Source organism: Mesorhizobium sp. 2RAF21, from assembly GCF_052115345.1.
GTDB classification, from domain to species: Bacteria; Pseudomonadota; Alphaproteobacteria; order Rhizobiales; family Rhizobiaceae; genus Mesorhizobium; species Mesorhizobium terrae.
This window is the reverse complement of sequence record NZ_JBFRGM010000016.1, coordinates 82323-105946: the sequence shown is the minus strand read 5'-3', so window position 1 is coordinate 105946 and position 23624 is coordinate 82323. Positions and strand designations below refer to the sequence as shown.

Annotated in this window: 16 protein-coding genes; 1 reads left to right on the top strand and 15 read right to left on the bottom strand. The window is 62.9% G+C overall.

What is annotated here, in order from left to right:
* Positions 1-176: 176 nt before the first annotated feature.
* The gene (locus tag AB4136_RS24570) at positions 177-1052 is read left to right on the top strand and encodes a LysR family transcriptional regulator (RefSeq protein ID WP_024924038.1); all 876 of its coding nucleotides are present in this window, start codon (positions 177-179) and stop codon (positions 1050-1052) included.
* Between the two features lie 40 nt (positions 1053-1092).
* Here the strand turns inward: AB4136_RS24570 and AB4136_RS24565 are convergent, their stop codons facing one another.
* The 15 genes from AB4136_RS24565 to AB4136_RS24495 form a co-directional block, all read right to left on the bottom strand.
* Entirely contained in the window at positions 1093-4359 is a 3267-nt protein-coding gene (locus AB4136_RS24565) for an efflux RND transporter permease subunit (RefSeq protein ID WP_137901225.1), read from the bottom strand.
* A complete protein-coding gene (locus tag AB4136_RS24560; protein WP_024924036.1) occupies positions 4356-7472 on the bottom strand; it encodes an MdtB/MuxB family multidrug efflux RND transporter permease subunit in 3117 nt (1038 codons plus the stop codon). The genes AB4136_RS24565 and AB4136_RS24560 overlap by 4 nt, the downstream gene beginning before the upstream one ends.
* On the bottom strand, positions 7469-8788 hold the full coding sequence (locus tag AB4136_RS24555; RefSeq protein WP_024924035.1) for an efflux RND transporter periplasmic adaptor subunit: 1320 nt from the start codon (positions 8786-8788) through the stop codon (positions 7469-7471). The genes AB4136_RS24560 and AB4136_RS24555 overlap by 4 nt, the downstream gene beginning before the upstream one ends.
* Before the next feature lie 94 nt (positions 8789-8882).
* Positions 8883-9647: an anti-sigma factor family protein gene (locus AB4136_RS24550; protein ID WP_244431306.1), complete on the bottom strand. Its 765-nt coding sequence runs from the start codon at positions 9645-9647 to the stop codon at positions 8883-8885.
* 35 nt (positions 9648-9682) lie between these two features.
* Positions 9683-10243: a sigma-70 family RNA polymerase sigma factor gene (locus AB4136_RS24545; RefSeq protein ID WP_373426363.1), complete on the bottom strand. Its 561-nt coding sequence runs from the start codon at positions 10241-10243 to the stop codon at positions 9683-9685.
* Positions 10244-10268: 25 nt separating this feature from the next.
* Complete coding sequence (locus AB4136_RS24540) at positions 10269-10613, bottom strand: cupredoxin domain-containing protein (protein WP_024924032.1); 345 nt, start codon at positions 10611-10613, stop codon at positions 10269-10271.
* A gap of 25 nt (positions 10614-10638) precedes the next feature.
* Positions 10639-11592 (bottom strand): metallophosphoesterase family protein, encoded by a 954-nt coding sequence (locus AB4136_RS24535; protein ID WP_024924031.1) that lies wholly within the window; start codon positions 11590-11592, stop codon positions 10639-10641.
* 140 nt (positions 11593-11732) lie between these two features.
* Positions 11733-12917: an alpha/beta hydrolase gene (locus AB4136_RS24530; protein WP_051504898.1), complete on the bottom strand. Its 1185-nt coding sequence runs from the start codon at positions 12915-12917 to the stop codon at positions 11733-11735.
* A gap of 132 nt (positions 12918-13049) precedes the next feature.
* Positions 13050-14735, bottom strand: a complete 1686-nt coding sequence (gene aspT, locus AB4136_RS24525; RefSeq protein WP_024924029.1) for an aspartate-alanine antiporter — start codon at positions 14733-14735, stop codon at positions 13050-13052.
* A gap of 95 nt (positions 14736-14830) precedes the next feature.
* Entirely contained in the window at positions 14831-16531 is a 1701-nt protein-coding gene (locus tag AB4136_RS24520) for an aspartate:alanine exchanger family transporter (protein WP_024924028.1), read from the bottom strand.
* Positions 16532-16590: 59 nt separating this feature from the next.
* Positions 16591-17964, bottom strand: coding sequence for a glutamate decarboxylase (locus AB4136_RS24515; protein ID WP_024924027.1), 1374 nt, complete (start codon positions 17962-17964; stop codon positions 16591-16593).
* Between the two features lie 591 nt (positions 17965-18555).
* Positions 18556-20151, bottom strand: coding sequence for a TolC family protein (locus tag AB4136_RS24510; protein WP_137901224.1), 1596 nt, complete (start codon positions 20149-20151; stop codon positions 18556-18558).
* Positions 20148-22202: an FUSC family protein gene (locus tag AB4136_RS24505; RefSeq protein WP_051512150.1), complete on the bottom strand. Its 2055-nt coding sequence runs from the start codon at positions 22200-22202 to the stop codon at positions 20148-20150. Before AB4136_RS24505 ends, AB4136_RS24510 begins: the two co-directional genes overlap by 4 nt.
* Entirely contained in the window at positions 22165-23238 is a 1074-nt protein-coding gene (gene mdtN, locus AB4136_RS24500; RefSeq protein ID WP_024924024.1) for a multidrug transporter subunit MdtN, read from the bottom strand. The genes AB4136_RS24505 and mdtN overlap by 38 nt, the downstream gene beginning before the upstream one ends.
* The gene (locus AB4136_RS24495; protein ID WP_287499020.1) at positions 23235-23615 is read right to left on the bottom strand and encodes a YtcA family lipoprotein; all 381 of its coding nucleotides are present in this window, start codon (positions 23613-23615) and stop codon (positions 23235-23237) included. Before AB4136_RS24495 ends, mdtN begins: the two co-directional genes overlap by 4 nt.
* Between the last annotated feature and the right edge of the window lie 9 nt (positions 23616-23624).

Genomic DNA, 23624 nt, shown 5'->3' with positions numbered 1-23624 from the left:
CGCCTGGGAGGGCTGCGGTCGTTGATCGCTTTTGTATGTCCAAAGACCCGCATATCGAAATCCGGGCTGTAATTTGAAGCAGGGAAGCCGATCGGGTGAAGCTGGTATAGGTGGCCTGTACGCATCGAACAAACGACGATATCTAGCGCCAGCCATTAGAATAATTTGGGTGTTCCGTGGTTCGACCTCATCTTCCCCTCAACGCGCTGCGGGCATTCGAAGCTTCGGCGCGGCACCTTAGCTTCACCAAGGCGGCGATCGAGCTGTGCGTGACGCAGGCCGCCGTCAGCCATCACGTAAAGAGCCTCGAAGGCCAATTGAACGTCATCCTGTTCAACCGGCTGCCTCGCGGCCTGATGCTGACGCCGGAAGGCGAAACGTTGCTGCCGGCGCTGCGCGAGGCGTTCGACCGCATCGCCGGAACGCTGGAACGTTTCGAGGGTGGCCACTATCGCGAGGTGTTGCGCGTCGGTGCGGTGGCGACGTTGGCGGTCGGCTGGCTGTTGCCGCGCCTCGCCGATTTCCAGGCGCGGCATCCTTTCATCGATCTGCGTCTTTCCACGAACAACAACCGTGTCGACATCGCCGCCGAGGGGCTGGACTACGCGATCCGCTTCGGGGCAGGGGCATGGCATGGTGTCGAGGCGGTCCGACTGCTGGAGGCACCACTTTCGGCGCTATGCGTTCCCAGCATCGCGGAGCAGCTCCACACGCCGGCCGACGTTTCCAGGCACACGCTGCTGCGTTCCTACCGCGCCGACGAGTGGCCGCAATGGCTGGCCGCGGCCGGCGCGCCGGCTAACATGCCGGTGCCGAAGAGCATCGTCTTCGATTCCTCGCTCGCCATGATGGAAGCGGCCTTCCAGGGTGCCGGCATTGCCTTGGCGCCGCCGCTGATGTTTTCCCGCCACCTCTTGGCCGACGCCATTCGGCAGCCCTTCTCCGTTGCCGTGACCATGGGGAGTTATTGGCTGACTCGCCTGCAGTCGCGCGCCGAAACGCCGGCAATGGTGGCTTTCCATGACTGGCTGGTGGAGGCAGCGAACGCCTGATGGGTTCGACCTGCTCGACACATCTTCTCGCTGCCTGAGATCAGCTCGGAATTGGCGCGGCCCCGCGCTTTCGGCGCGAGCCAAGCGCCCACAAGCGGAACCGATCGAGATAAATGTAGATGACCGGCGTCGTATAAAGGGTGAGCATTTGGCTGAGGATCAAGCCGCCGACGATCGCAACGCCGAGCGGCTGTCTGAGCTCGCTGCCTTCGCCAAGGCCGATGGCAAGGGGGACCGCGCCGAGCAGGGCTGCCATGGTGGTCATCATGATGGGCCGGAAACGCAGAAGGCACGCCTGGGAGATGGCGTCGCGCGCCGACATGCCCTGCTTGCGCTCGGCGTCCAGCGCGAAGTCGATCATCATGATGGCGTTCTTCTTGACGATGCCGATCAGGAGGATCACGCCGATCATCGCCATGATCGAGAACTCGATGCCGAAGGCGCCAAGCGCCAGCAGCGCGCCGACACCCGCCGACGGCAAGGTCGACAGGATGGTGAGCGGGTGGACATAGCTCTCATAGAGCATGCCCAGCACCACATAGACCGCTAGCAGTGCTGCCAGGATCAGCATCGGTTCGTTCGCAAGCGATTGCTGGAAGACGTTGGCGGTACCCTGGAATCCACCGTGGATGGTTACCGGCATGCCGATACGGTCCTGGGCCGCGTTGATCGCGGCAATCGCTTCGCCCAGCGCGACGCCCGGCGCCAGGTTGAAGGAAATGGTGGTGGCGACGAACAATCCCTGGTGGTTCACCGACAGCGGCGTGTTGCCTGGGGCATAGCTGGCAACGGCCGATAGCGGCACCATGGTTTCCCGCGCCGTGCTGACGGCGGCCCCGGTCGAACTCGCCGTCTTGCCGACAGCGCCAATGGAATTGTTGGCCTGATTGACCGCGGCATCGGAAACCTGCGCCGACGCGGCGCTCTTCTGACCCGATACGAAGGTTCCAGCCACCGCGTTGGTCTTTTGCGAGCCGCTGACCGAACCGCCCGACTTGCTGATATAGACCTGCTTGAGCGTGTCGGGGTGCTGCCAGTATTCCGGCGCCACCTCCATGATGACGTGATACTGGTTGCGGGCCACATAGATGGTCGAGACCTGGCGCTGGCCGAAAGCATCGTAAAGCGTGCTGTCGATCTGGCTGACGGTGATACCCAGCCGCGCCGCCGTATCCCGGTCTATGGTGAGGTCGATGTCCAGCCCCTTGTTCTGCTGGTCGCTGTTGACGTCGGTGAGCTTGGGTTCGGTTTGCAGGGCTATCGTCAGCTTCTGCGCCCAATCGCGGATTTCATCGGCGTCGTCGCCCTGCAACGTGTATTGGAATTGGGCATTGGACTGGCGCCCGCCAGCGCGAATGTCCTGCACCGACTGCAGGAAGAGCGTGGCGCCGGGTACGACGGCGAGTTGCGTCCTCAAACGCGCGATGACCGCGTCAGCCGAAACGTTGCGTTCGGCCTGCGGCTTCAGCGCCACATACATGGCGCCCGAATTGGTCTGGCCTCCGCCTGTGAAGGCGACCGCGCTGGCGACCGCCGGATCGTTCTTCACGATCTCGGCGAAACGGTTGACCTTGTCAGACATCGACTGGAACGAAATAGACTGATCGGCTTGGACAGAACCGACCAGCAACCCCGTATCCTGCTGGGGGAAAAAGCCTTTCGGGATAATGACATAGAGGTAACCGTTGAGGCAGAGCGTGGCCAGAAGCAGCAGCATGATCAGCCGCGGATGCCCGAGCGTCCACGACAGCGTGCTGCGATAGAAGTTGAACATGGCCTCGAAGGCGGCTTCGCTTGCCCGGTAGAGGCGCCCGCGCGGACCGCGTTCTTCCTTGCGCAACAGCACCGAGCACATCATGGCCGTGGTGGTCAGCGAGACGACCAGCGAAATCAAGATCGCCGCCGAAAGGGTGACCGCGAATTCGCGAAACAGCCGCCCGATGATGCCGCCCATCAACAGGATCGGGATGAAGACGGCAATTAGCGAAACGCTCATCGACAGGACGGTGAAGCCGACCTCCTGCGTACCCTTGATCGCCGCCTGGACGGGAGACAGGCCTGCGGAGCGGTGCCGTGCGACGTTTTCAAGGACGACGACCGCATCGTCGACGACAAAGCCGGTCGCCACCGTCAGCGCCATCAGCGACAAATTGTCGAGACTGAAGCCAAGCAGATACATGACGCCCAGCGTGCCGACCAGCGAGACCGGGACCGCCACGACCGGTATCAGCGTGGCGCGTACGTCGCGCAAGAAGGCGAAGACGACCAGGATGACCAGGCCGAGCGCGATCATCAATGTGAGCTCGACCTCCTTCAGCGAGGCGCGGATCGTGTTGGATCGGTCGACGGCGACCGAAAGATCGATCGCCGGCGAGATCGACGCCTTCAGCGTCGGGATCAGATCCTTCACCCGGTCGACGGTATCGATGATGTTGGCGTTCGGCGACCTGGTCATGACGATGAGAACGGCCGGCTTGCCATTGGCCAGGCCGGAATTGCGGATATTCTCGACGGAATCGACGACCTCGCCGACATCGGTCAGCCTGACCGGGGCGCCGTTGCGGTAGGCGACGATGAGGGGACGATAGTCTTCCGCACGCAGGCTCTGATCGTTGGCATAGATCTGATACCGCTCCGGCCCGACGTCGATGGCTCCTTTCGGCGCATGCGCGTTGGCTGAGCTCAATGCTGCGCGCACGTCTTCCAGCCCGATGCCGTAATGATAGAGGGTCTGCGGCGTTAGTTCGACACGCACTGCTGGCAAAGAACTGCCCGCGACGTCGACCTCGCCGATGCCTTCGACCTGCGAAAGTTTCTGCGCCAGAACGGTGCTTGCGGTGTCGTAGATCTGGCCGCGCGTCAGCGTGTCGGAGGTCAGCGCCAGGACCAAGATCGGCGCGTCCGCCGGGTTGACCTTCCTGTAGGTCGGGTTGGAGCGAAGGCTGGCTGGCAGGTCCGCCCGAGCTGCGTTGATGGCGGCCTGCACGTCACGCGCGGCACCGTCGATGTCACGATCGAGACCGAATTGCAGCGTCACCCGCGTCGAGCCGACACTACTGGACGAGGTCATTTCATTGACGTCGGCGATTTCGCCGAGATGCCGTTCGAGCGGGCTCGCCACCGTGTTGGCCATCACCTGCGGACTGGCGCCAGGCATGGAGGCGCGCACGGAAATGACGGGATAGTCGACCTGCGGCAGTGGCGAGACCGGCAACAATGGAAAAGCCACCAGTCCCGTCGCGAACAGGCCGATAGTGAGCAGCATGGTCGCCACCGGACGCCGGATGAACGGGACTGACAGGTTCATGGCGCGAAGTCCGCGCCACGTCCCCGGGCTATTTCCGGGCCGGCGCCACGCAGGCGGGTCGCCAGCCGGTCGAACCACAGGTAGATGACCGGCGTCGTGAACAGAGTCAGCACCTGGCTGAACAGCAAGCCGCCGACGATGCTGACGCCGAGCGGATGGCGCAGTTCTGAACCGACACCGGTGCCGAGCATCAGCGGCAGTGCGCCAAGGACGGCGGCGACCGTGGTCATCAGGATCGGCCGGAAGCGCAGGAGACACGCCTGGAAGATGGCATCGCGCGGCGACTTGCCTTCGTTGCGTTGTGCGTCGAGCGCGAAGTCGATCATCATGATCGCGTTCTTCTTGACGATACCAATCAGCAGGATGATGCCGATCAGCGCAATGATGGTCAGGTCTTCGCCGGCGATCATCAGCGCAAGCAGTGCGCCGATGCCTGCGGATGGCAACGTCGAGAGAATGGTGATCGGGTGGATGAAACTCTCATAGAGAACGCCGAGCACGATATAGACCGTCACCACCGCCGCCAGGATCAGGAACAGCTCATTGCCAAGCGAGGCCTGGAAGGCACTGGCCGTGCCCTGGAAAGAGGCGGTCACGGACGCCGGCATGCCGATTTCGGCCTGCGCCTGCTGGATTGCGGCCACCGCGCCGCCGAGCGAAGCGCCCGGCGCAAGATTGAATGAAACGGTCGTCGCCGGGAACTGGCCCATATGTGTGATCTGGAGCGGCACCGTGTCGACCCGCATCTTGGCGAAGACCGACAGCGATATCGGGCCACCGCCGGTCGATGTCGGCACGTAGATCGACGAAAGCGATTTGAGGGACTGCTGCAGTTCGGGATCGGCCTCGAGGATGACTCGGTACTGGTTGGAGGCGGTGAAGATGGTCGAGACGATGCGCTGGCCGAAAGCATCGTAGAGCGCGTTGTCGACCGTGGCCGGCGTGACGCCGAAGCGGGCAGCCTGGTCGCGATCGATATCGACGAAGACGGCGAGACCACGATTAGAAAGATCGCTCGCAACGTCAGCCAGTTGCGGCAAGGTGTTTAGTTTGTCGATCAGCTTCGGCGTCCATTCGGCCAGCTCGCCGGCGCTCGCATCCTGGAGCACGAATTGATACTGCGTGCGGCTGACGGTGCCGTCGATCGTCAGATCCTGCACCGGCTGCATGTAGAGGGTGATGCCGGGCAGGGCGGCGGCTTCCTTTTTCAACCGGGCGATGACGGTCGAGATGTCAGCGGTGCGCTGCTCGTGCGATTTCAGATTGATCAGCATGCGGCCGACATTCAGCGTCGTGTTGGTGCCGTCGACGCCGATGAAGGAGGACAGGCTTTCCACGTCCTTGTCTTGCAGGATGACTGCGGCAAGCCGCTGTTGCTGGTCCGCCATCGCTGCATAGGATGTCGATTGCCGCGCCTCGGTGACGGCCTGGATCACGCCGGTATCCTGAACCGGAAAGAAGCCCTTCGGGATTTCGACATAGAGGATCGCGGTGGCCACCAGCGTGGCAAAGGTGACCGCGAGCGTCACTGCCTGCCGGTCGAGCACCCAGTTCAACATGCGACCATAGCCGCGGATCACCCATTCGAAGAAATCGTGGCTGGCGCGCTGGAAGGCGTTTTCGCGCACCTCAGAGATCGGTTGCAGCAGCCTGGCGCAGGCCATGGGCACGAGCGTCAGCGAGACCACCGCCGATATCAGGATGGTGGTGGCGAGGGTGACGGCGAATTCGCGGAACAGCCGCCCGACGACGTCGCTCATGAACAGCAGTGGGATCAGCACCGCGATCAGCGAAACGGTCAGCGAGATGATGGTGAAGCCGATCTGCTCGGAGCCCTTAAGCGCCGCTTGCAGCGGTGTGTCGCCTTCCTCGATGTAGCGCGAGATGTTCTCAATCACCACGATGGCATCATCAACGACGAAGCCGGTCGCCACTGTCAGTGCCATCAGCGACAGATTGTCGAGGCTGTAGCCGAACATGTACATGACGCCCAGCGTGCCTACGAGGGAGAGCGGTACCGACAGGCTGGGGATCAGCGTGGCGCGGGCGCTGCGCAGGAAAACGAAGATGACCAGCACGACCAGGACGATGGCCAGCGACAGCTCGTATTCGACATCGTGCACCGAGGCGCGGATGGTCGTGGTGCGGTCGGTGAGCACAGCGACGTCGACGGAATGCGGCAGCGAGGCTTGTAGCTGTGGCAGCAGCGCCTTGATGCGGTCAACCACGTCGATGACGTTGGCACCGGGCTGGCGCTGCACGTTGACGATGATCGCCGGCGTGGTGTTCATCCAGGCGGCGAGCTTGTTGTTCTCGGTGGCGTCCACCACGGCGCCGACATCGCTCAACCTTACGGGCGCGCCGTTCTTGTAGGCCACGATCAGCGACCTGTACTGATCGGCGCTCTGCAGCTGGTCGTTGGCGTTGACGGTGTAGGCGCGCGAAGGGCCGTCGAAATTGCCCTTGGGCTGGTTGACGTTCGCGCTGGCCAGCGTGGTGCGCAAATCGTCCATGTTGAGCCCGTAGGCGGCGAGCTTGCGCAGATCGGCCTGGACACGCACGGCCGGTCGCTGCCCACCCGACAACGAAACCAGGCCGACGCCGGGAAGCTGCGAGATTTTCTGCGCCAGACGCGTGTCGGCGAGCGCCTGCACGTCGCGCAGCGCCATGTTCGTCGAGGTGAGGCCGAGCGTCAGCACCGGCGCGTCGGCGGGGTTGACCTTGGCATAGATCGGCGGTGCCGGCAGATCGGCTGGCAGCAGATTGCCGGCCGCGTTGATGGCCGCCTGGACCTCCTGCTCGGCGACGTCGAGCGAAATGGCCAGGCTGAACTGCAGCGTGATCACCGAGGAACCGGCCGAGCTGATCGAATTCATCTGCTCCAGATTGGGGATCTGGCCAAGCTGCACCTCAAGCGGTGCAGTGATGGAAGAGGTCATCACGTCCGGGCTGGCGCCGGGATAGAAGGTCTGGACCTGGATGGTCGGGTAATCGACCTGGGGCAGGGCGGAAATCGGCAGGAAACGAAACGCCAGAATGCCCGACAGCATGATCGCGACCATCAGCAGCGATGTCGCGACCGGCCGCAGGATAAACGGGCGGGACGGATTCATGGCGATTGGCCGGTCTGGTTGCGCCGGTGTTTGCCGTCGCCGTGCTTGTGTGCTGAGGCATCCGGCTTGGCCGGGTCGCCTTGCTGCGGCGCGGGCGGCGTGGCTGCGACTGGTGGCGTCGCGGCATCATTGCCCGGTTGCGCCGCGTTGATCTTCATGCCGTCGCGCAACCTGTCGACGCCATCGACGACCACCGTCTCGCTGGCCTTCAAGCCGGAGAGTATCTGGGTTTTCTCGCCATTCATGGTGCCAAGCGTCACGGTGCGCACGGAAACCGTGCTGTCGGCGTTCACCACATAGACGAAGGTGCCCGGCGCGCCGCGCTGGACAGCGGCGGTCGGCGCGATGATGGCGTCGGCATGGGTGTCGACGAGAAGCCGGATGTTGACGAATTGGTTGGGGAAGAGGGCGTGGTCCTCGTTCGCGAAGGTCGCGCGCAACTTGATCGTGCCGGTCGTCGGGTCGATCGCGCTGTCGAAGGTTTCCAGTTGCCCGTCGCCCAGTTTGGCATTGCCGGTGCGGTCGAACGCGGTGACGGGCAGCGTGGCGCCCTGGCCGAGACGCCGGCGGATTGCCGAGAGCTGGTCCTCCGGCACGGTGAACAGCACGCTGATCGGCTGCAGCCGCGTGATGACCACGATGCCGTTGGCATCGCCGGGCGTTACGTAGTTGCCTTCGTCCACCAGGCGCAGGCCTGCACGGCCGTCGACCGGCGAGACGATGCTGGTGTTGGAGAGATTGACCTTGGCCGCCTGCACGGTTGCCAGGTCCGACGCCAGCGTGCCCTGATACTGCGTCACAAGGGCCGCCTGTGTGTCATAAGCCTGGCGCGTGGTGGCGCCGGTCTTGACCGTCGTTTCGGCTCGGGTCAGATCCAGTTTCGCGTTGTCCAGGAGGGCCTGGTCACGGGCCAGCTGGCCCACCGCCTGCCCGAGTGACGCCTCAAAGGAGCGCGAGTCGATCTTGGCGAGCAGGTCGCCTTTCTTGACATCCTGTCCTTCCTTGAAGGCGATCTGGACAAGCTGACCGGTGACCTGGGTACGCACCGTCACGGTGGCGAGCGATGTCACCGTGCCCAGGGCGTCGAGCGTGACGTCGACATTGCCGGTCGAGATCGTCGCGGTGCCGACGGCGGCGGGCGGCGCGGAGCGCCGGCTGAAACTGGGAGCCGGTTGCTGCGTCGGTTGCGACCGCTGCCACCACCAGTAGCCGCCGGACGCGATCACCGCCAGAACGACAAGCCATGCCAGCCAACTGCCCGATCGACGTTGCTCGGCAGCCTGCGCTTCCTTTGGAAGTTCCACACGCTGTTCCAAGGCCGCACTCTCCAGCGATTCGCCTGTTTTTTAAGACGAAGGCCCCGGCGTGTCGAATTAACAGTTCGCAAGGTTGGCTTGTCGGGACCAGTGCTCAGGGACCAATGGCGGCGCGGAAACGGAACGCGAAATCCTCCATTACGCTCGGTTCCGCATCCGAAACGGCCCAGTAGGAGAAGGCCCCGTCGTCCCATCGCAGCATTGAGAAGCCTCCACCTGTCGGCTTGGAGGGCATCGGCGTGGCGGTTCCTTCACGGGGGATTGCAACCAGCGTGATCAGGTGTTCGCGATAGCGGTAGACGAGTGCAGGCACCGGCCGATTGCCGACGACTTCGACGCGCCCGCCGACGAGCGAGAAACCGTCCTTGGTCAGATCCGGCGCAGGAGGAGACACACCGATCCTGGCATCCAGCCACGGTTTCACCGTATGGCGATCCGAAGAGACGACATCCACTGGCGCGGCTGCCAGCAGGCTGCGGCGATGGTCATTGGCGATCGCCGTGGCAAAATCCTCCTGCATGCCGGGCGCCATCATCCAGTAGGTTGCTCCGCTCGCCAGCCCGGCGGTGACAACGACCGACGCGGCAAGGGCGCGCCAATCGTCCCACCGAGCTTTCCATGAGATGTTGTTGTTGGCTGGCGAGGGTGCCTTTTCGCCTTCCTGCGCCAACGCCGCCATGCGCGCGGCAAAAGCGGGATCGGCTTCCGTTCGAGGCAATGCGAGAACTGCCCGCCGCAGGGCGACGATGCGCTGATGTTCCGCAGCAAGCGTTGGGTCTTCGGCGAGCCGCCGCTCGAGCGTCATGGCCTTCGCTGCGTCGAGTTCGCCATCGACAAGCGCGTGAAGGAGCAGGTGCAAATCCCGAGAATCTCTGGGCAATCCGTCCTTGTCAATCATGACTTGCCCCCGAGCTTCGAGATCAGCGCGGCACGTGCCCGCGCGAGGCGCGACATGACGGTGCCCAGCGGCAGATCAAGCACCGCCGCGATCTCGCGATAGGCCAGATCGTTGACATCGCGCAACACGATCACCTCGCGAAACGGATGTGGGAGTGCCGCGATGGCAGCCTCTAAGGCCGCGTGGTCGCTCTTGGCGATGAGCGCTGCCTCCGGACCATTGGCGAACGGAGCGTCGTTGCCGTACCCCGTCGCCAATTCATCAAGGTCGGTCATGTCGCCGACCACGACGACATTGCGCGGACGATTGCGTGCAAGCCACGAATAGGAGGTGTTGCGTACGATCGTCAGCAACCAGGCCCGGGCGTTGCCGCCGGCATAGGTGCCAATACCGGCATGGGCCTTGAGACAGGCCTCCTGGACGACATCTTCCGCGTCGGTTGCGTTGCCGGTGAGCCAGCGAGCCAGCGACAAGGCATCGCCGAGATGGGGCAGAACCACCTCGCCAAACCGTCCGGCAGGAGCCTTGCCGCTCAACTCCACAGCATCATCCGGCACTCCGTAGCAGTGTCCAGAACCGCATTCAGGGCGTGACGACGACCTTGCCCTGCATGTGGGGGTGCAGTCCGCAATAATAGGCGAAGTCGCCAGCCTTGGAAAAGGTGAAGGTATAGGTGTCGCTGGTGTCAAGCGCCTTGGATCGGAAACCGCCGTCCGTTGCCACGATCTGGTGCGGAATGTCGTCATCGTTACGAAAGGTGACCGTTGTCCCCGCCTTCACGGTCAGGGTCTGTGGGGTGAAGGCGAAGTTCTCGATCTTGATTGCGGGCGCATCCGCGGCATGCAGCGGTGCATTCACCGCAACGGACAGGCTGAGGCCGAAGAAGATCGCTGCCAGTTGCGGGGCAGGGGGACGAAAACGGAGCATAAGGTGTGTTCCTTTCCATTGGAATTCAGACATCTGCGAGGGTGGTGTCGATGATGGCGAGTTCGTTGGAACCCTGCTTCACCGAAACGCCGCTGGTACCGAGCAGGCCGCGCAATTTGCCAGCGTCGACCGTCATCGGTCCGGGCGCGGGGGCGGTGCCGGGCGCAGGCTGGGGGAAGGCGGTCGAACGCGCGGTATGGAATGTCACATTGCCTTCCACCTTCTGCATGATCTGGTGGATGTGGCCGTTGAGGACGGTGACCGAGCCGAAGCGCTTGAGCAGTGCCAGCGCTTGGGCCGCGTCGTCGGTGCCCCATCCCCATTCGGGATAGATGGCCCAGAGCGGAATGTGGGCGAAGACCACGATCGGCGTGGAACTGCTCAATGCGCGTAAATCATCGGCCAGCCAGGTGAGCTGCTCGGCGCCAAGATTGCCAAGTCCTCCTGCCTTCAGATTGACGACGTTGACGAGACCGACGAAGTGCACGCCGTTCTGGTCGAAAGAATACCAGCCGGCGCCCTTGGTACCCTTGCCGTAACGGTCGAGATAGGCTTGCCCGTTGGCGTCATCGACGAGGTCGTGCTCGCCGGGCACGTAATGCACGTCAAAGCCCGCGCCACCGATAATCTGGGCGGCGTTGTCGAACTGTGCCGGCTTGGAAAGATGCGTGATGTCACCGGTGTGGATCAGGAAGGCTGGCTTCACCTGCAACGTCGCGATCTTCGCCATCGCCTCTTTCAGCGTGTCGATGGCGTGCGGGTTGGCGGCCTTGTCGAAGCCGATATGGCTGTCCGATATCTGCAGGAAGGTGAATCCGGACGAAAGCGCCTCGGCTGCCTCGGCCTGGCCGAGCAGATTGAGCGATTTGGGAACGCCGCCTGAAATCGTCCATAACACGCCTGTACCCGCCCAGATCATGCATTCGAGTGCGTGGCGCCGGCTTATGCCATGCTCGTCATTGTCGTGATGGTGGCTCATGTGGATCTCCCATCGCGCCGTGTGTGGCGCATACTGGGGAGACCCGTGGAGGCGGCCGTTTATTCCATCGGTCCCTGCGTTGTTCGGTCACGAAGGCGTGATGGTGGATCGGTGACCTGTATGATCTGCAAGCCGGGCTGTTAGCGTCCGCCAGCGCCCAGGGTCAGCACTTCGAGCGGGGTTGTGATAACGATGTCCGCGGCTGACGACAGCGACTGCCCGATCCCTTGCGCGAAGCGGTTGACGCGGCTGGTCACGTCGGCATTTCTCCCAAGCGCGCGTGCATCTTCTTCGTTCAACCCTTGTCCCAAGAGTTTGATAACATTTGCATTGTCGGCAAAAGTGGTGTGACCCAGCTCATCGCCCGGCTTGACCTTGGAGAGGTCGACGACGATCACGCCGTAGCTGACAATGTCCTTGGCGTTGAGGTAGTCGCCCAGCCTTGGCTTGTCGCCGGCGATCCAGCTCGAAATATCCAGAGCCCGATCGTCCTTCGAGGCGAGCACGATGAAGGGATGCTTTGGTTTGCCATAGCGCTCCATCTGGCTCTTGAAGACATCGACGTCGAGATCGGGTGAAGCGAGCACAACATCGCCGAGCTTGCCGCTAAGGTCCTTGTCCTTGGTGATGGCGAGCTGGCGCAATGCCTCCATGGTCACCCAATTGCCGAGCGAATGAGCGACGATGTCGATGCGCTTGGCGCCGGATTTGGCGACGAGGCGGAGCGTTTCCTCCAGCGCGTCGCGGGCGACGGTGGCGCTGTTGGTGTCGTAGACATAGTCCACGGTCTTTCCTGCCGACGCCCAGGTAAACAGCACCGGAGCGCCGGTGTAGCCGGAGTCCTGGGCGATCTGGGTGATGCGGTAGACCGCGTCGTCAAAATGGGTGTTGTAACCGTGGATGAACACCAGGGCATGACCTCCATGCGCCTTGATGTCGGCACTGAGCGCCCTGGAAAAAGCCTCGTCGTCGCGATAGCCGGAAATTTCCTTCGCGGTGAAATATTTGGCTGGGTCCGCGACATTGCCGGGCGGGCGTTCGATACGGCCTGGTTTGTGGATCGCGGGCACGCTGACATCGACCATCGCATAGGCGGCCTTTCGCGATCGCTGGCCTGAATAGACTTCGCGTGGGTCTTTCGCTTTGGCGCGCGTGGTGGCGATGTAGATGTGGTGGTCGCGTGCGATCGACGAGGCGGGGGCCGCCGTCTCGGTGGCAGGAAGCAGATCATGCTGATTTCCGGCACAACCGCCCGCCAGTGCCAGGCTGGCGACTGCCAGTGCGCGGATGTGTGCGGAAATGCTGGAAAATCGTAGCACGGCCATTCCTCTAGCTGCCGGTCCGCAGCCAATCCAACAGTTTCGCCTCAAGACCACTGAAACCGCCGGTCCGAACCAAGAGCTAACAGTGCGCGTTTCCACTTTTGTCGAGCCGCTCAGGGCAAACGTCAGTGCTAATCAAGTCAAGGCAACCACGGCAGGACCAAGGATGGTGAGCAGGATGTTGCCGATCGCGTAAGGCACGGTGAAGCCGAGCGCGGGCGCTGGGCTTTCCGCGACATCGCTGGCGGCAAGCATGGCCGCATCCTGCGTCTGTGCACCGGCCAGCGCGCCCATCAGCAGCACCGGGTTTATCTTCAGGACGAAGTGACCAACGAACAGGCCGACGATCTGTGGCACCAGCGTGACGATGACACCGGCAAGCAGCAGAGTGACGCCGTGCGATCCCATCGCGGAAATGGCTTGCGGCCCGGCCGTCAAGCCAACGAGGGCGCAGAAGGAGGCAAGGCCGAAATCCCACATGATCTGGGTTGCCGCCACCGGCACGTTGGAGCGCTCGGGCCGGCGTGCATGCCACCAGCCGAAGATCAGGCCCGCGACGAGCGCACCGCCACCGGCGGAAAGCGTGATCGGCAAGCCAGCAACGGTCAGCGTCAGCAAGCCGATCAGCACGCCGACAAGCAGGCCGGCGGCAAGGAAGGCGACATCTGAACGGTTGTTGTTGTTTGCCACGGTGCCGATTTGCGGCAGCGCGGCGGCAAGCCGGTCGGCCGGGCCGGCGAGCGACAGCGTATCGCCCGGCAACAATATGGTTTGCGCCGTGACGGGGATGTCGTGTGATTGGCGGCGGATGCGACGCAGGAACAAGCCATGGCCAACGGCGCCCAGCTTTGCCACGGCATCGTGCAGGCTAAGCCCTGCGAAGGATGGATGAACGATCACCTCCGCGCCGTCGCCCAGAAGATCGTTGACGAGTTCCTCTGCGGCAACTTCCTTGCCGATCTGGCCGGCGACCTTGACGATGGCCGGTCGGTAGCCTTGGACAGAGACGAGATCGCCTCGCTGCAGGAGTAGGTCCGGCGTGACCATTAGATCCGCGCGGTTGCGGCGTACACGCTGTACCGCTGCCTGTGGACCGAACTTCCGTTCCAGTTCGCCGACTGTTTTGCCGTCGGCGGCATCGACACGGAAGACACGTGCCACTAGCGAACGGAAGTCGAGCAGTTCGCCGCCGGTGGTCAGGGCTTTGGCCTGCTCCGCTTCCAGTTTCTGCGCTGCATCCTTCAGATTGACGCCGATGAGGCGTGGGCCGACTTGCGAGCAGAACAGCACCACGCCGATGGTGCCGAAAACATAGGTAAGCGCGAAGGCAACCGCGGCATCGCCTTGCACCTTGCGCAACGCGTCCGCCGACAGGCCGAGTTCGTTCAGAGCACCGTAGGCGGTGCCGAGCATCGCAGTCTGGGTAAGGCCACCGGCGGCAACGCCGATGGCGATGCCCTGGTCGAGGCCGAACAGTCTGGCCACAAGCGCGGTGGTGAAGAGGCCAACCACAGCGACGACAACGGCGATCAGGGCCTGCGGCAATGTCGAGCGTCCGAGCGAGGCGAAGAATTGCGGGCCACTCTGGAAACCCACCGCGAAGACAAAAAGCAGGAAGGCGACGGACTTGAGTGTTGGTGACAGATCCGGCACCGCCCCGCCAAACACCGCGCCGAGGAAAGTTCCGGCAATAAGCGTTCCGGCGGCGTTGCCGAAGGAGAAGCCGGCAAGTTTCTGGCGCCCGAGCAGCACGCCGAGCGCCACGGTGAGGAACAGCATGGCTTCGGGCGTGCCGATGATGGGCTTCAAAAGGTCAAGCATCGGCGGTTTTCCAATCCCCAAAACCATCTCGACATCGCGGTGCGCCGGGCCGGGAGCCGTGCATGGCCCGGACCGGCGTCAAACCCGATGTAGCGTCAGTGTGCGAGCAGCATCGCGAAGTAGCCGAAGACGGTGAGCAACACGCCCGACACCGCATAACCGACCGGAAAACCGATCCACGGCACGTTGGAGCCGAGCAGCTTCGCCGCCTCGCGTGCTGGGCCGGAATGGCTGCGCGCACCGGCGACCCCGCCCATCAGAAGCGCTGGGTTCATCTTGAACACGTGATAGCCGATCGCCCACACCACGAAGGGGGGGATCGAGCAGGTCAAGAAACCGACGATGAATATCTTCACGGCAATGGTGCCAGTGAGCTGGGTCAGCAGATCGGCGCCGGCATTGATGCCGACGATGCAGACGAAAACGATCAGGCCCATGTCTTCCAGAATGTTGCGCGCGGCATTCGGCGTGTTGCCGAAGAAACGCAGCCTCGACACCACCGAGGACACCAGGATGCCGGACACCAGCAGGCCGCCGGCATTGCCGAGGCCGACGGCGGAACCGAAAGCCGGCACCTCGATCAGGCCGATGAGCAGGCCGAGGATCATGCCGAAGGACAGCGTGAGCAGATCGGTAGCCGTGTTATGGCGTGCGACCTTGCCGACCAGCTTGCCGGCGGCATCGACGGCGCTCTTCAAGCCCGTGAAGAACAACACGTCGAAACGTTCCAGCTTGGTTTCCAGACCGATCGGGATCGGCACGCCGCCGCGCTCGATGCGGGTGAGCTGCACCTGGCCGGCGATCGGCGAGGAGCGGTATTCCTTGAGCGCCTTTCCGATAGCGTCCTTGTTCATGACGACGATCTCGGCCTGATCAAGCGGGATGTTGAGCACGCGGGCGTCCGGAACTTCGGGGCCGATGATGCCCATGTGATCGGTCAGCGCGTTCAGGTTGCCGCCAAGCGCAAGGATGTCGCCGCGCTGAAGCTTGAGATCGGCATCGGCGCCGAGCAACTGTTTGCCACGCTCGACATTCTCGATCTGGTATTCCGGATAGGACTTGCGGAACTCGGCAATGGTCTTGCCCGCCACCTTGTCGCTGTCCAGCCGGTAGGCACGGAAACCGAACGGCTGGTAACCAGACAGGCCGGCATCGTCAACATTCGGCACACCGTGCTCCGCCTCATATTGCGTCGCGGCTGCCTTGGCGTCGACGCCCCACCATTGCGGCAGATATTTGGTGATCAGGATGATGCCGACCGTGCCCCAGATGTAGGTGATGCCGTAGGACAAGGCGATCATCGCCGAAACCTGGTCATGCGTGGTGCCGCCGGGCAGCGGCACGACGCCCGAGGTTATCGCCTGGTCGGCGGAACCGAGGGCGGCCGACATGGTCATGGCGCCGGCCAGGATGCCGCCGGCCGTGCCGATCGGCAGGTTGAGCAGCTTCACGCCGGCTACCACGATAAACAACCCCAAGAACGAGCAGAGCACCGCAAGGAAGGCGAACTTCAGCCCGTCGCCCTTCAGCCCGTTGATGAAGGAGGGGCCGACACGCAGGCCGACGCCATACATGAACAGGTAGTAGAAGAGCAGCTTGGTGAAATCGTCGAGCTGGAAGCGGGTGCCATAGTAGGACCCCAGCACCGCGACCGCGCAGCCGACGATGATCGACGCGGCGACCGAGCCGAGACCATACCCCTTGATCTGCCACGAGCCGACCCAGATCGACAGGCCGACCACGAGAAACAAGAGGATGTAAGGGTTGGCGCCCAGGAAACTCATAAAAGCAGCCATGGAGATGTCCTTTCGCTCCGGGGCGCCGGCCCCTTGCGTTTAGCTGGATTCTCAGATGATCAGCACTTGCTCGGCGTCACCTTGTGCGGGTCGTGCAGCTTGGGCGGCGTGGCGTTGCCGCCATGCTGCTTCAGCCAGTCGCAAGCGTTGATGATGTCCTTGGCCAGGCCGTTGATGACATTGTGGTTGAGATGCGGGCGCACCACCACGCGCAGGCTGTTCACCGTCTGGGCGTCCGGCGGCATCGTGTAGGCCGACAGGACCCAGCCGCGCTCGCGTACCTTGGCCGAAACATCGAACTCGTTGAAATTCTTGAATTCCGGCTTAAGCGTCAGCGCCACGACGGGGATGCGCTGTGTCTTGTTCATGATCTCGAAATAGCCGCTCTCGACGAGCAGTTCGCGCAGATGCTCCGCGTTTTCCAGCGTACGCGTCATGATCTCCTTGTAGCCTTCGAAACCAAGGCGCAGGAACGCGTAATACTGGTAGGCGATCTGCGCGGCATTGCGGCTGAAATTCAGCGTCGCGGTCGGCATCTCGCCGCCGAGATAGTTGACGTAGAAGACGAGATCCTCGTTGAAGATCGAGCGCTCGCGGAAGATCACCCAGCCGAGCCCCGGCGGGACCAGGCCGAACTTGTGGCCCGACGCATTGATCGACAGCACGCGCGGCAGGCGGAAATCCCATTTGTAATCGGGGTAGAGGAACGGGTTGACGAAGCCGCCGGAAGCGCCGTCGATGTGCATCGGGATCGAGATGCCGGTGCGCTTCTCATAGGCGTCGAGCCAGTCATGGATTTCCTGGATGTCGTCGTCTTCGCCGGTGAAGGTCTGGCCGGCGATGGCGACCACGGCGATGGTGTTTTCGTCCACGAGCTTGTCGAGATGTTCGGTGGTCAGCCGGTAGTTGCCTGGCTTCAGCGGCGCGATGCGCGGCTCGACATCGAAATAACGCAGGAACTTCTTCCACACGATCTGGACGTTACCGCCGGTGACCATGTTGGGTTTCGAACTGTCCTTGCCGGCAGCTTCGCGCGCCTTGCGCCAGTTCCACTTGTGAGCGAGGCCGGCCAACATGCAGGCTTCCGAGGAGCCGACCGTGGCGGTGCCGTAAGGCTCGACGCCCTTGGGGCCGTTCCACAGCTGGTGCAACCAACGCACCATACGGCCCTCCATGGCGAAGAGCTGCGGGTACATGTCGTGATCGATGTAGTTCTTCAGGAAATGGCTGTGCAGGATTTCGAGCGCTTCCGGCTCGGTGAATGTCGTCACGAAGGACGACAGGTTCATCACCGGCTGCGAGTCGGTCCATGCCTCGCTGTTCACCACCGACTTGGCAGCGAAAGCCGACATGCTGTTTCTCGGAAATTCATCTTCCGAAATATCCTCGTTGAATTGATCGAAGAAGATGTCGAAGGGCGATTTGTGTTTCACGGTGAATTTCCTCGCATGGTGGTTTCGACGTGTAGTCCGCACAGGCTTGCAGCTGCAGGCCAGTTCTGGACGAGTTCGAGTGATGCCGACCTGGCACGAAGATAGCCGGCATTCTTGCCGGTCAGAGCGACCGGCTGGCCCGACCCTATGAGCAGGAGATGTCGGCACGGTGAATGCCGAACAATATCGAGAAGGGCGTCGCCAGAACGGCGAACGAACATGGCCATCCCCTCAGTCTGCCCTCGCAATTGAGAGCAAGTTCAGCCCCCGCCAACCTGCTAATATAAGTATTCCTGCATAACGGGACTGGATTGTCCAGACGATTTTCTGAACACTCGTCCAGTTATTTTTACCTCATGAAAGATGCTTAACGAATTGTACGGACAGCATAATGGGCGCGCCGAATGATGCTGGCGACGTTCGATATTTTTATGCTGCGCGGACGCCACGCCTGAGCAAGAACTGCACGGTTTTCTGGCGAAAGATGACGATCTGCCACTAAGTTTTGCGTCGCGGAAAAGAACATACTTATCCCAGCGGAAATCCCGGGACGGTTGTTGCCGGGTCTTCCGGGAGGAAGTCGGCAAACGATCAGAAGCGGCCGGGGCCATTGCGATTGGTGAGCGTGCCGGTGGCAAAGGCGAGCGTTGCGGCAGCGACCAGCGAGTCCGAATAGGCGGTGGCCTTGGCGAATTTCGCCTGGAGGAGGGCGGTCTGCGCGATGGAGACGTCGGTGATCGTGCCGAGGCCCTGCTTGTAGTAGTCGAGCGCGGCGTTATAGGCGGTCTGTGCCGAACTGGTCAGCTCACTCGCCGCGCCGTAGCCGGCGAGAGACGTTCGCAGCATATCGTATGCAGTGACGATCTCGCGCGCCGCCGTGTTCTGCAACTGCGCCATTTCCTGTTCGGAAGCGGCCGCCTGGGCAACCGCGCCTTGCAGGCGCGCGTCGCGCAGGCCGCCGTCGAAGATCGGCATGGTGATCCCGACAACGAGATTGGCGTTGGGCTGGTTCACGTTCAGCCTGGTGCGCAGGTCGAACCGCGAATCCTCGGTCGAGAGCGTTCCAATGTTGCGGTTGATGTTGCCGGCGATCGCGATCTTGGGCATGAACTCGGCGCGGGCAGCGGCAATGCCACTGCGATCAGCTTGCAGCTTCGCAAAGGCAGCCTGCACATCCGGTCGGCGTTGCAGCGAGGTGGCGATCAGCCGGTCGAGATCGGCCGGGACGGCCTTCGGCAGCACGCGGCTGGAAATGTCCTGGATATTAATCTCGGTCGTGGGCGTAATGCCGATCGCTTCCAGCAATCCCATGTAGGAACTGCGCTCGTGCCCCTGCGACTGGGTGAGGTTGAAGCGCGCTTGCGCCACCTGTTGTTTGGCGGTGGCCGCCTCCATGGTGGTGGCGAGCCCACGCCCCATACGGGCCTCGGCGGCTTCAAGAACCAGTCTGGAGTTGGCCAGCGTGCCCTGGGCGATCTTCAGTTGCACGCGGGCCGCGGTCAGGATGAAGAAGGCATTCGATACATCGAAGATCAGCTTCTGATGCGTGCCGTTGAAAGTGACGTTGGCGCCATAGGAAAGATGATTGGCGGCATCCCGCATCGCTTCCCGCTGGCCGAAGTCGAACAGCAACCACTTGACCGTGAGGGAAGGGACCACCTGCGTGCCGGTGGTGGTCAAGGTGCCGGCCGGTATCGGAATGGGAATGAGATTGAGGCCGGGCGCGGTCGCCGAAGTCTGTTCGAACCCAGCTACGACATCAGCCGTGATAATCGGCAGGTAGGTCGCCTCCGTCGCACCAACCGCGATCGCCGCCTGCCGTGCCCGCTGCCAGGCCGCCCGCGTGACCGGATTGGCCATCTGGGCCATGTCGATCAGTTCGGGCAGCGAATAGGCATGCTTGGGGTCGATGGTCGGCGTGTTGAGCGTGATCGGGATCGCCGGATTTGGTGTCAGCCCGAAATCGGGCTTGCCGTCGACCGCCTTCGGAGCGGCGGCGATATTGCCAGGAGCCTTCGAGGACGGTTTGTCGGCGCTCGGCGGTGCAAGGTCGTGCAGCGCGGATGCGGTGCAGCCGGATAGGAGGAAGGCGGCGCCAATAAGGGCGTAGCGAAGCACGCGCAGCCGACCAACCCGGCCATCAGCGGGCCGGTCAATCGAACATGCCGTGCGCGATCGCAGGCTCATGCCGGCTTTCCCTTCGCTTCCGCCCGCTCCACGGCCTGCGCGATCTCTTCATAGAGCGCAAGCCGTGCCGCCAGTTCAGCGCGAAGTTTTCGGGGAAAACCGCCGGGAGCACCGCGTTCGGTGCGCAGCAGCCTGGCTTCGATGCGCCGCAGTGCGGCCCGCACGGAGCCTGAGGTGCGATCCCAGCGACGAGCCCCCAGATCGGCCGAACGTTCACGCAGCCACGCGGCGACCGTGTCCTCAAAGTTCCGTGTTGCAGCGCGCACCGGTTTCGGCAGGCGATGAAACGGATCGGTATTCTCATCCCGTTCGCGGAGCAGAATGATCGGCGTCGCCATCGTCTCGATTTCGTCGGCAATGCGCTCGGCCGTCTCGGCTCCGATTTCACCATGCCGCACCCGCTTCAGTTCGAAACGCAGCATTTCGGCTTGTCGCATCGCTTTCGACAAGCCGCTTGCGAGGCCGGCATAGGCGCTGACCTTTTCGCCCTGCCGCGCCATCAGGTCGGCGAGCGCCGAGATGCCGTTCGCCAATTGCTTGCGCACACTAGCGCCGACACTGACCGGCCAGATGGTGGAGAACACCAATGAGACGACGACATTGCCAAAGATGATGCCGATGATGCGGTCGCGCGCCACATCCATGTCGAGGCTCGGTCCGAAGCCGTGCAGGGTGACCAGGAAGAAGCACAGCGCGATCTGCCAACCCATATAGGAGATGCGCTCCGAACCGACCGAAACCCAGGCGGCGACAAAACTGGCGCCGCCGACCAGCAATGCCAGATGGCCGATATCGGTCATGTGCGGAACCAGCCAGACGATTGAGCCGACACCCATTGCACCGCCGATCAGGCAGCCAATGATGCGCAGCGTCAGCTTGTGGACCGTCTCGCCGGTAGAACCCAGCGCCACCATGAAACAGGTGATCATGGCGGTATGGATCTCGAACCAGTTCAGCGAAGTGTAGGTGATGTAGGTGATCATCACCGCCAGCAGGGTCTTCAACGCGAACTGCGTGTAGACCGGGTTGGTGAACGCGTCCGGCGCGAAGAAGCCCTCGCTTTCCCCCGGCGGCAGCGGCCGCGGTTCGTACGTCCGCATCTGGATTTGCGCGATCCGGTTGATCAGCCGAGCCGTTTCCGGATCGCCTGCATGCAGCAATCTTGTCGCCACTGTGTTGCGCAAGCGGCGGGCGCGAATATCGCCAGCCAGTTCCCGCAAGGTGTCGGCGGCATGGGCGTCTTGGCCAAATCCTTCGCCATTGACGACCCGCGCGAGCACGAGGGTGAGCAGCGCATAACTTGCTTCAGCGAGTTCGCCGGCCCGCATCGCCTCCTTGTTGTCCATCAGCGAAAGGATGCGCGCGAAGACGCGGTATTTGGCAAGTTCGTCATTGCCGGCGGCCAGCAGTTTGCCGGCGCGACGTTGTGTTTCTTCGCTACCGCTTTCGATCAACGCTGCGGCCGTTTCGAGCCGCTCCTCTATCTCACGGCGCAACAGCCTGGCAGGGCTGCGCCCGGCCACGACATTGAGCGCGATGAGATAGACCATCGGGAAGAACACCACGACCCACATCCAGGCAAGCGCCCGCACAAGCAGTTCGGCGATCGGCACGATGTCATAGAGGGTCATGACGAAGGCGAAGACCATGGCGACCGTGCCGACCGGCGGTCCGGCCTTGGACGCCTGCGCCAGATACATGCCGCCGAAGGTGAAAAGCGCGACCAGCCCCAAGCGCAGCATCGGACTGTCGGCGACTACCATCAGGCTCAGAATGCCGATCGCGATGCCGAGGGTAGCGCCGACCAGCACGCCGGCCGCGGTCACGATGCCAGAGCCGGCGTCAGCGCGCGAGGCGAAGAAGACGAGATAGCAGGAGAGGGCGGCTTCCGGCACCTCCAGCGCCATCGCCGTCATCGTGACCAGCACACAGACCAGTGCGATGCGCAAAGACAGGTCGAGCCGCCCCGGATAGGGCTGCAATTCGTCCCAAAGGATCGAAAGCAGGGTGGTCTTACTTGGCGGCTGGTACAGCATCTGCACCGTCGCCATTCGCCGGAGCCGGCCCGACGATCACCACGGCGGAAGCGCCGACGCGCATGAGGTCTTCCGGTGGGTTCTCCAGTCTCACATAGACCGGGAAGCGCTTGGCCACGCGCACCCAGTTGAGCGACGAGGAAACGATCGGGATGCCGAGAATGGTGGCGGCTTCATCCGAACGCACGCCCCAGCCTAAGCTCGAGATCGTGCCTTTGATGCGGCGGGTGGAATCGGCCATCACGAAGACGTCGGCGGCATTGCCGATCCTGATGGCGCCGAGATCGGTCTCGCGGAAGAACGCGACCGTTTCCCATTCGGCCGTGTTGATGAGCGTGAACAGGGTTTCGGCGGGGATCACCACCTTGCCAACCGACAATTGCATGCCGACGATCTTGCCGTCGAAGGGCGCGCGCACCGTGGTGTTGTCAAGATCGCGCTGCGCCAGATCGACCGTTGCGCGGGCAACGTCGGCCTGGGCCTTGCGGGTATCCAGCGTGCCGATGATCTTGGTGGCGCCTTGCGCCTGCTGCAGGGCCTGCCGCAGGCTGACCTGCGCATCGTTGGCGGCGGTGCGCGCCATGTCGACTTGCTGCGCGGTGACGAAACGCTTGGGCAGAAGCGGTTCGAGCCGCTGCAGCGTCTGTTTGGTCATCTCGGCGTTAATGCGCGCCCGTTCGATCTGCTTGTCGGCGATGCCGGCATTGTCGCGTTCAGTGGCGAGGTTGCGACCGCCTTGCGCCACTTCCGATTCAGCAGCGCGCTGCTCTGCCCGCGCCTGCTCCAGGCGTAGGCGATAGGGTTCCGGATCGAGCTGAAAGAGGATGTCGCCCTTCTTCACCGAAGCGTTGTTGGTTACGCTGACCGAGATGACTTTGCCGGGCACGGAAGCTGCGATCGGCACCGTCGGTGCGTCGACCTCGGCAACGTCAGTGCGCGGGCTGCGATCCGCTTCCCACAGAGCGAGATAGACCGCTACGGCCGCACCGGCGATGATGGCGAGCGTCAGAATCCACGCCACGCCACGCCGGACATGGTCGAGCGCGCTCACCGGGGCACTCCGCCAAACAGCGCGAACCAGGCGCCGATGCCGCAAAGCAGGGCAAGCGAGAGATAGACCAGCAGCGGCACCGGCAAGTGCTCGTCAATGCCGGCGGCCACCAGAAGCAGACGGATAACGATAGTGGCGATGATGCCGATAACCGCAGCGATGATCCAGGCGGGAAAGTAGGATCCGAATATCGGAATAGCAGGGGCGGCGGGAGAATTGACGCAGGCGGATAGGATGAGAAGAGCACCCAACGGACCCAAGCGCTTCAGCGCTCCGGCTATCCAGCCGAATTTCCCGTGCATTTCATTCATACGGACTTTCGGCTCCCCCAAAAGCATCGATTTTCTATCGATAGAGCAGGGAACAGCCGCAACCAAGTCTCCGGG

Excerpts from the sequence above, each read along its gene's own strand:
- AB4136_RS24565 (WP_137901225.1), bottom strand. The coding sequence starts at position 4,359 with ATGAACCTGTCAGTCCCGTTCATCCGGCGTCCGGTGGCGACCATGCTG.
- AB4136_RS24510 (WP_137901224.1), bottom strand. The coding sequence starts at position 20,151 with ATGAGCCTGCGATCGCGCACGGCATGTTCGATTGACCGGCCCGCTGAT.
- AB4136_RS24535 (WP_024924031.1), bottom strand. The coding sequence starts at position 11,592 with ATGAGCCACCATCACGACAATGACGAGCATGGCATAAGCCGGCGCCAC.
- AB4136_RS24505 (WP_051512150.1), bottom strand. The coding sequence starts at position 22,202 with ATGGCGACGGTGCAGATGCTGTACCAGCCGCCAAGTAAGACCACCCTG.
- aspT (WP_024924029.1), bottom strand. The coding sequence starts at position 14,735 with ATGCTTGACCTTTTGAAGCCCATCATCGGCACGCCCGAAGCCATGCTG.
- AB4136_RS24560 (WP_024924036.1), bottom strand. The coding sequence starts at position 7,472 with ATGAATCCGTCCCGCCCGTTTATCCTGCGGCCGGTCGCGACATCGCTG.
- AB4136_RS24530 (WP_051504898.1), bottom strand. The coding sequence starts at position 12,917 with ATGGCCGTGCTACGATTTTCCAGCATTTCCGCACACATCCGCGCACTG.
- AB4136_RS24540 (WP_024924032.1), bottom strand. The coding sequence starts at position 10,613 with ATGCTCCGTTTTCGTCCCCCTGCCCCGCAACTGGCAGCGATCTTCTTC.
- AB4136_RS24520 (WP_024924028.1), bottom strand. The coding sequence starts at position 16,531 with ATGGCTGCTTTTATGAGTTTCCTGGGCGCCAACCCTTACATCCTCTTG.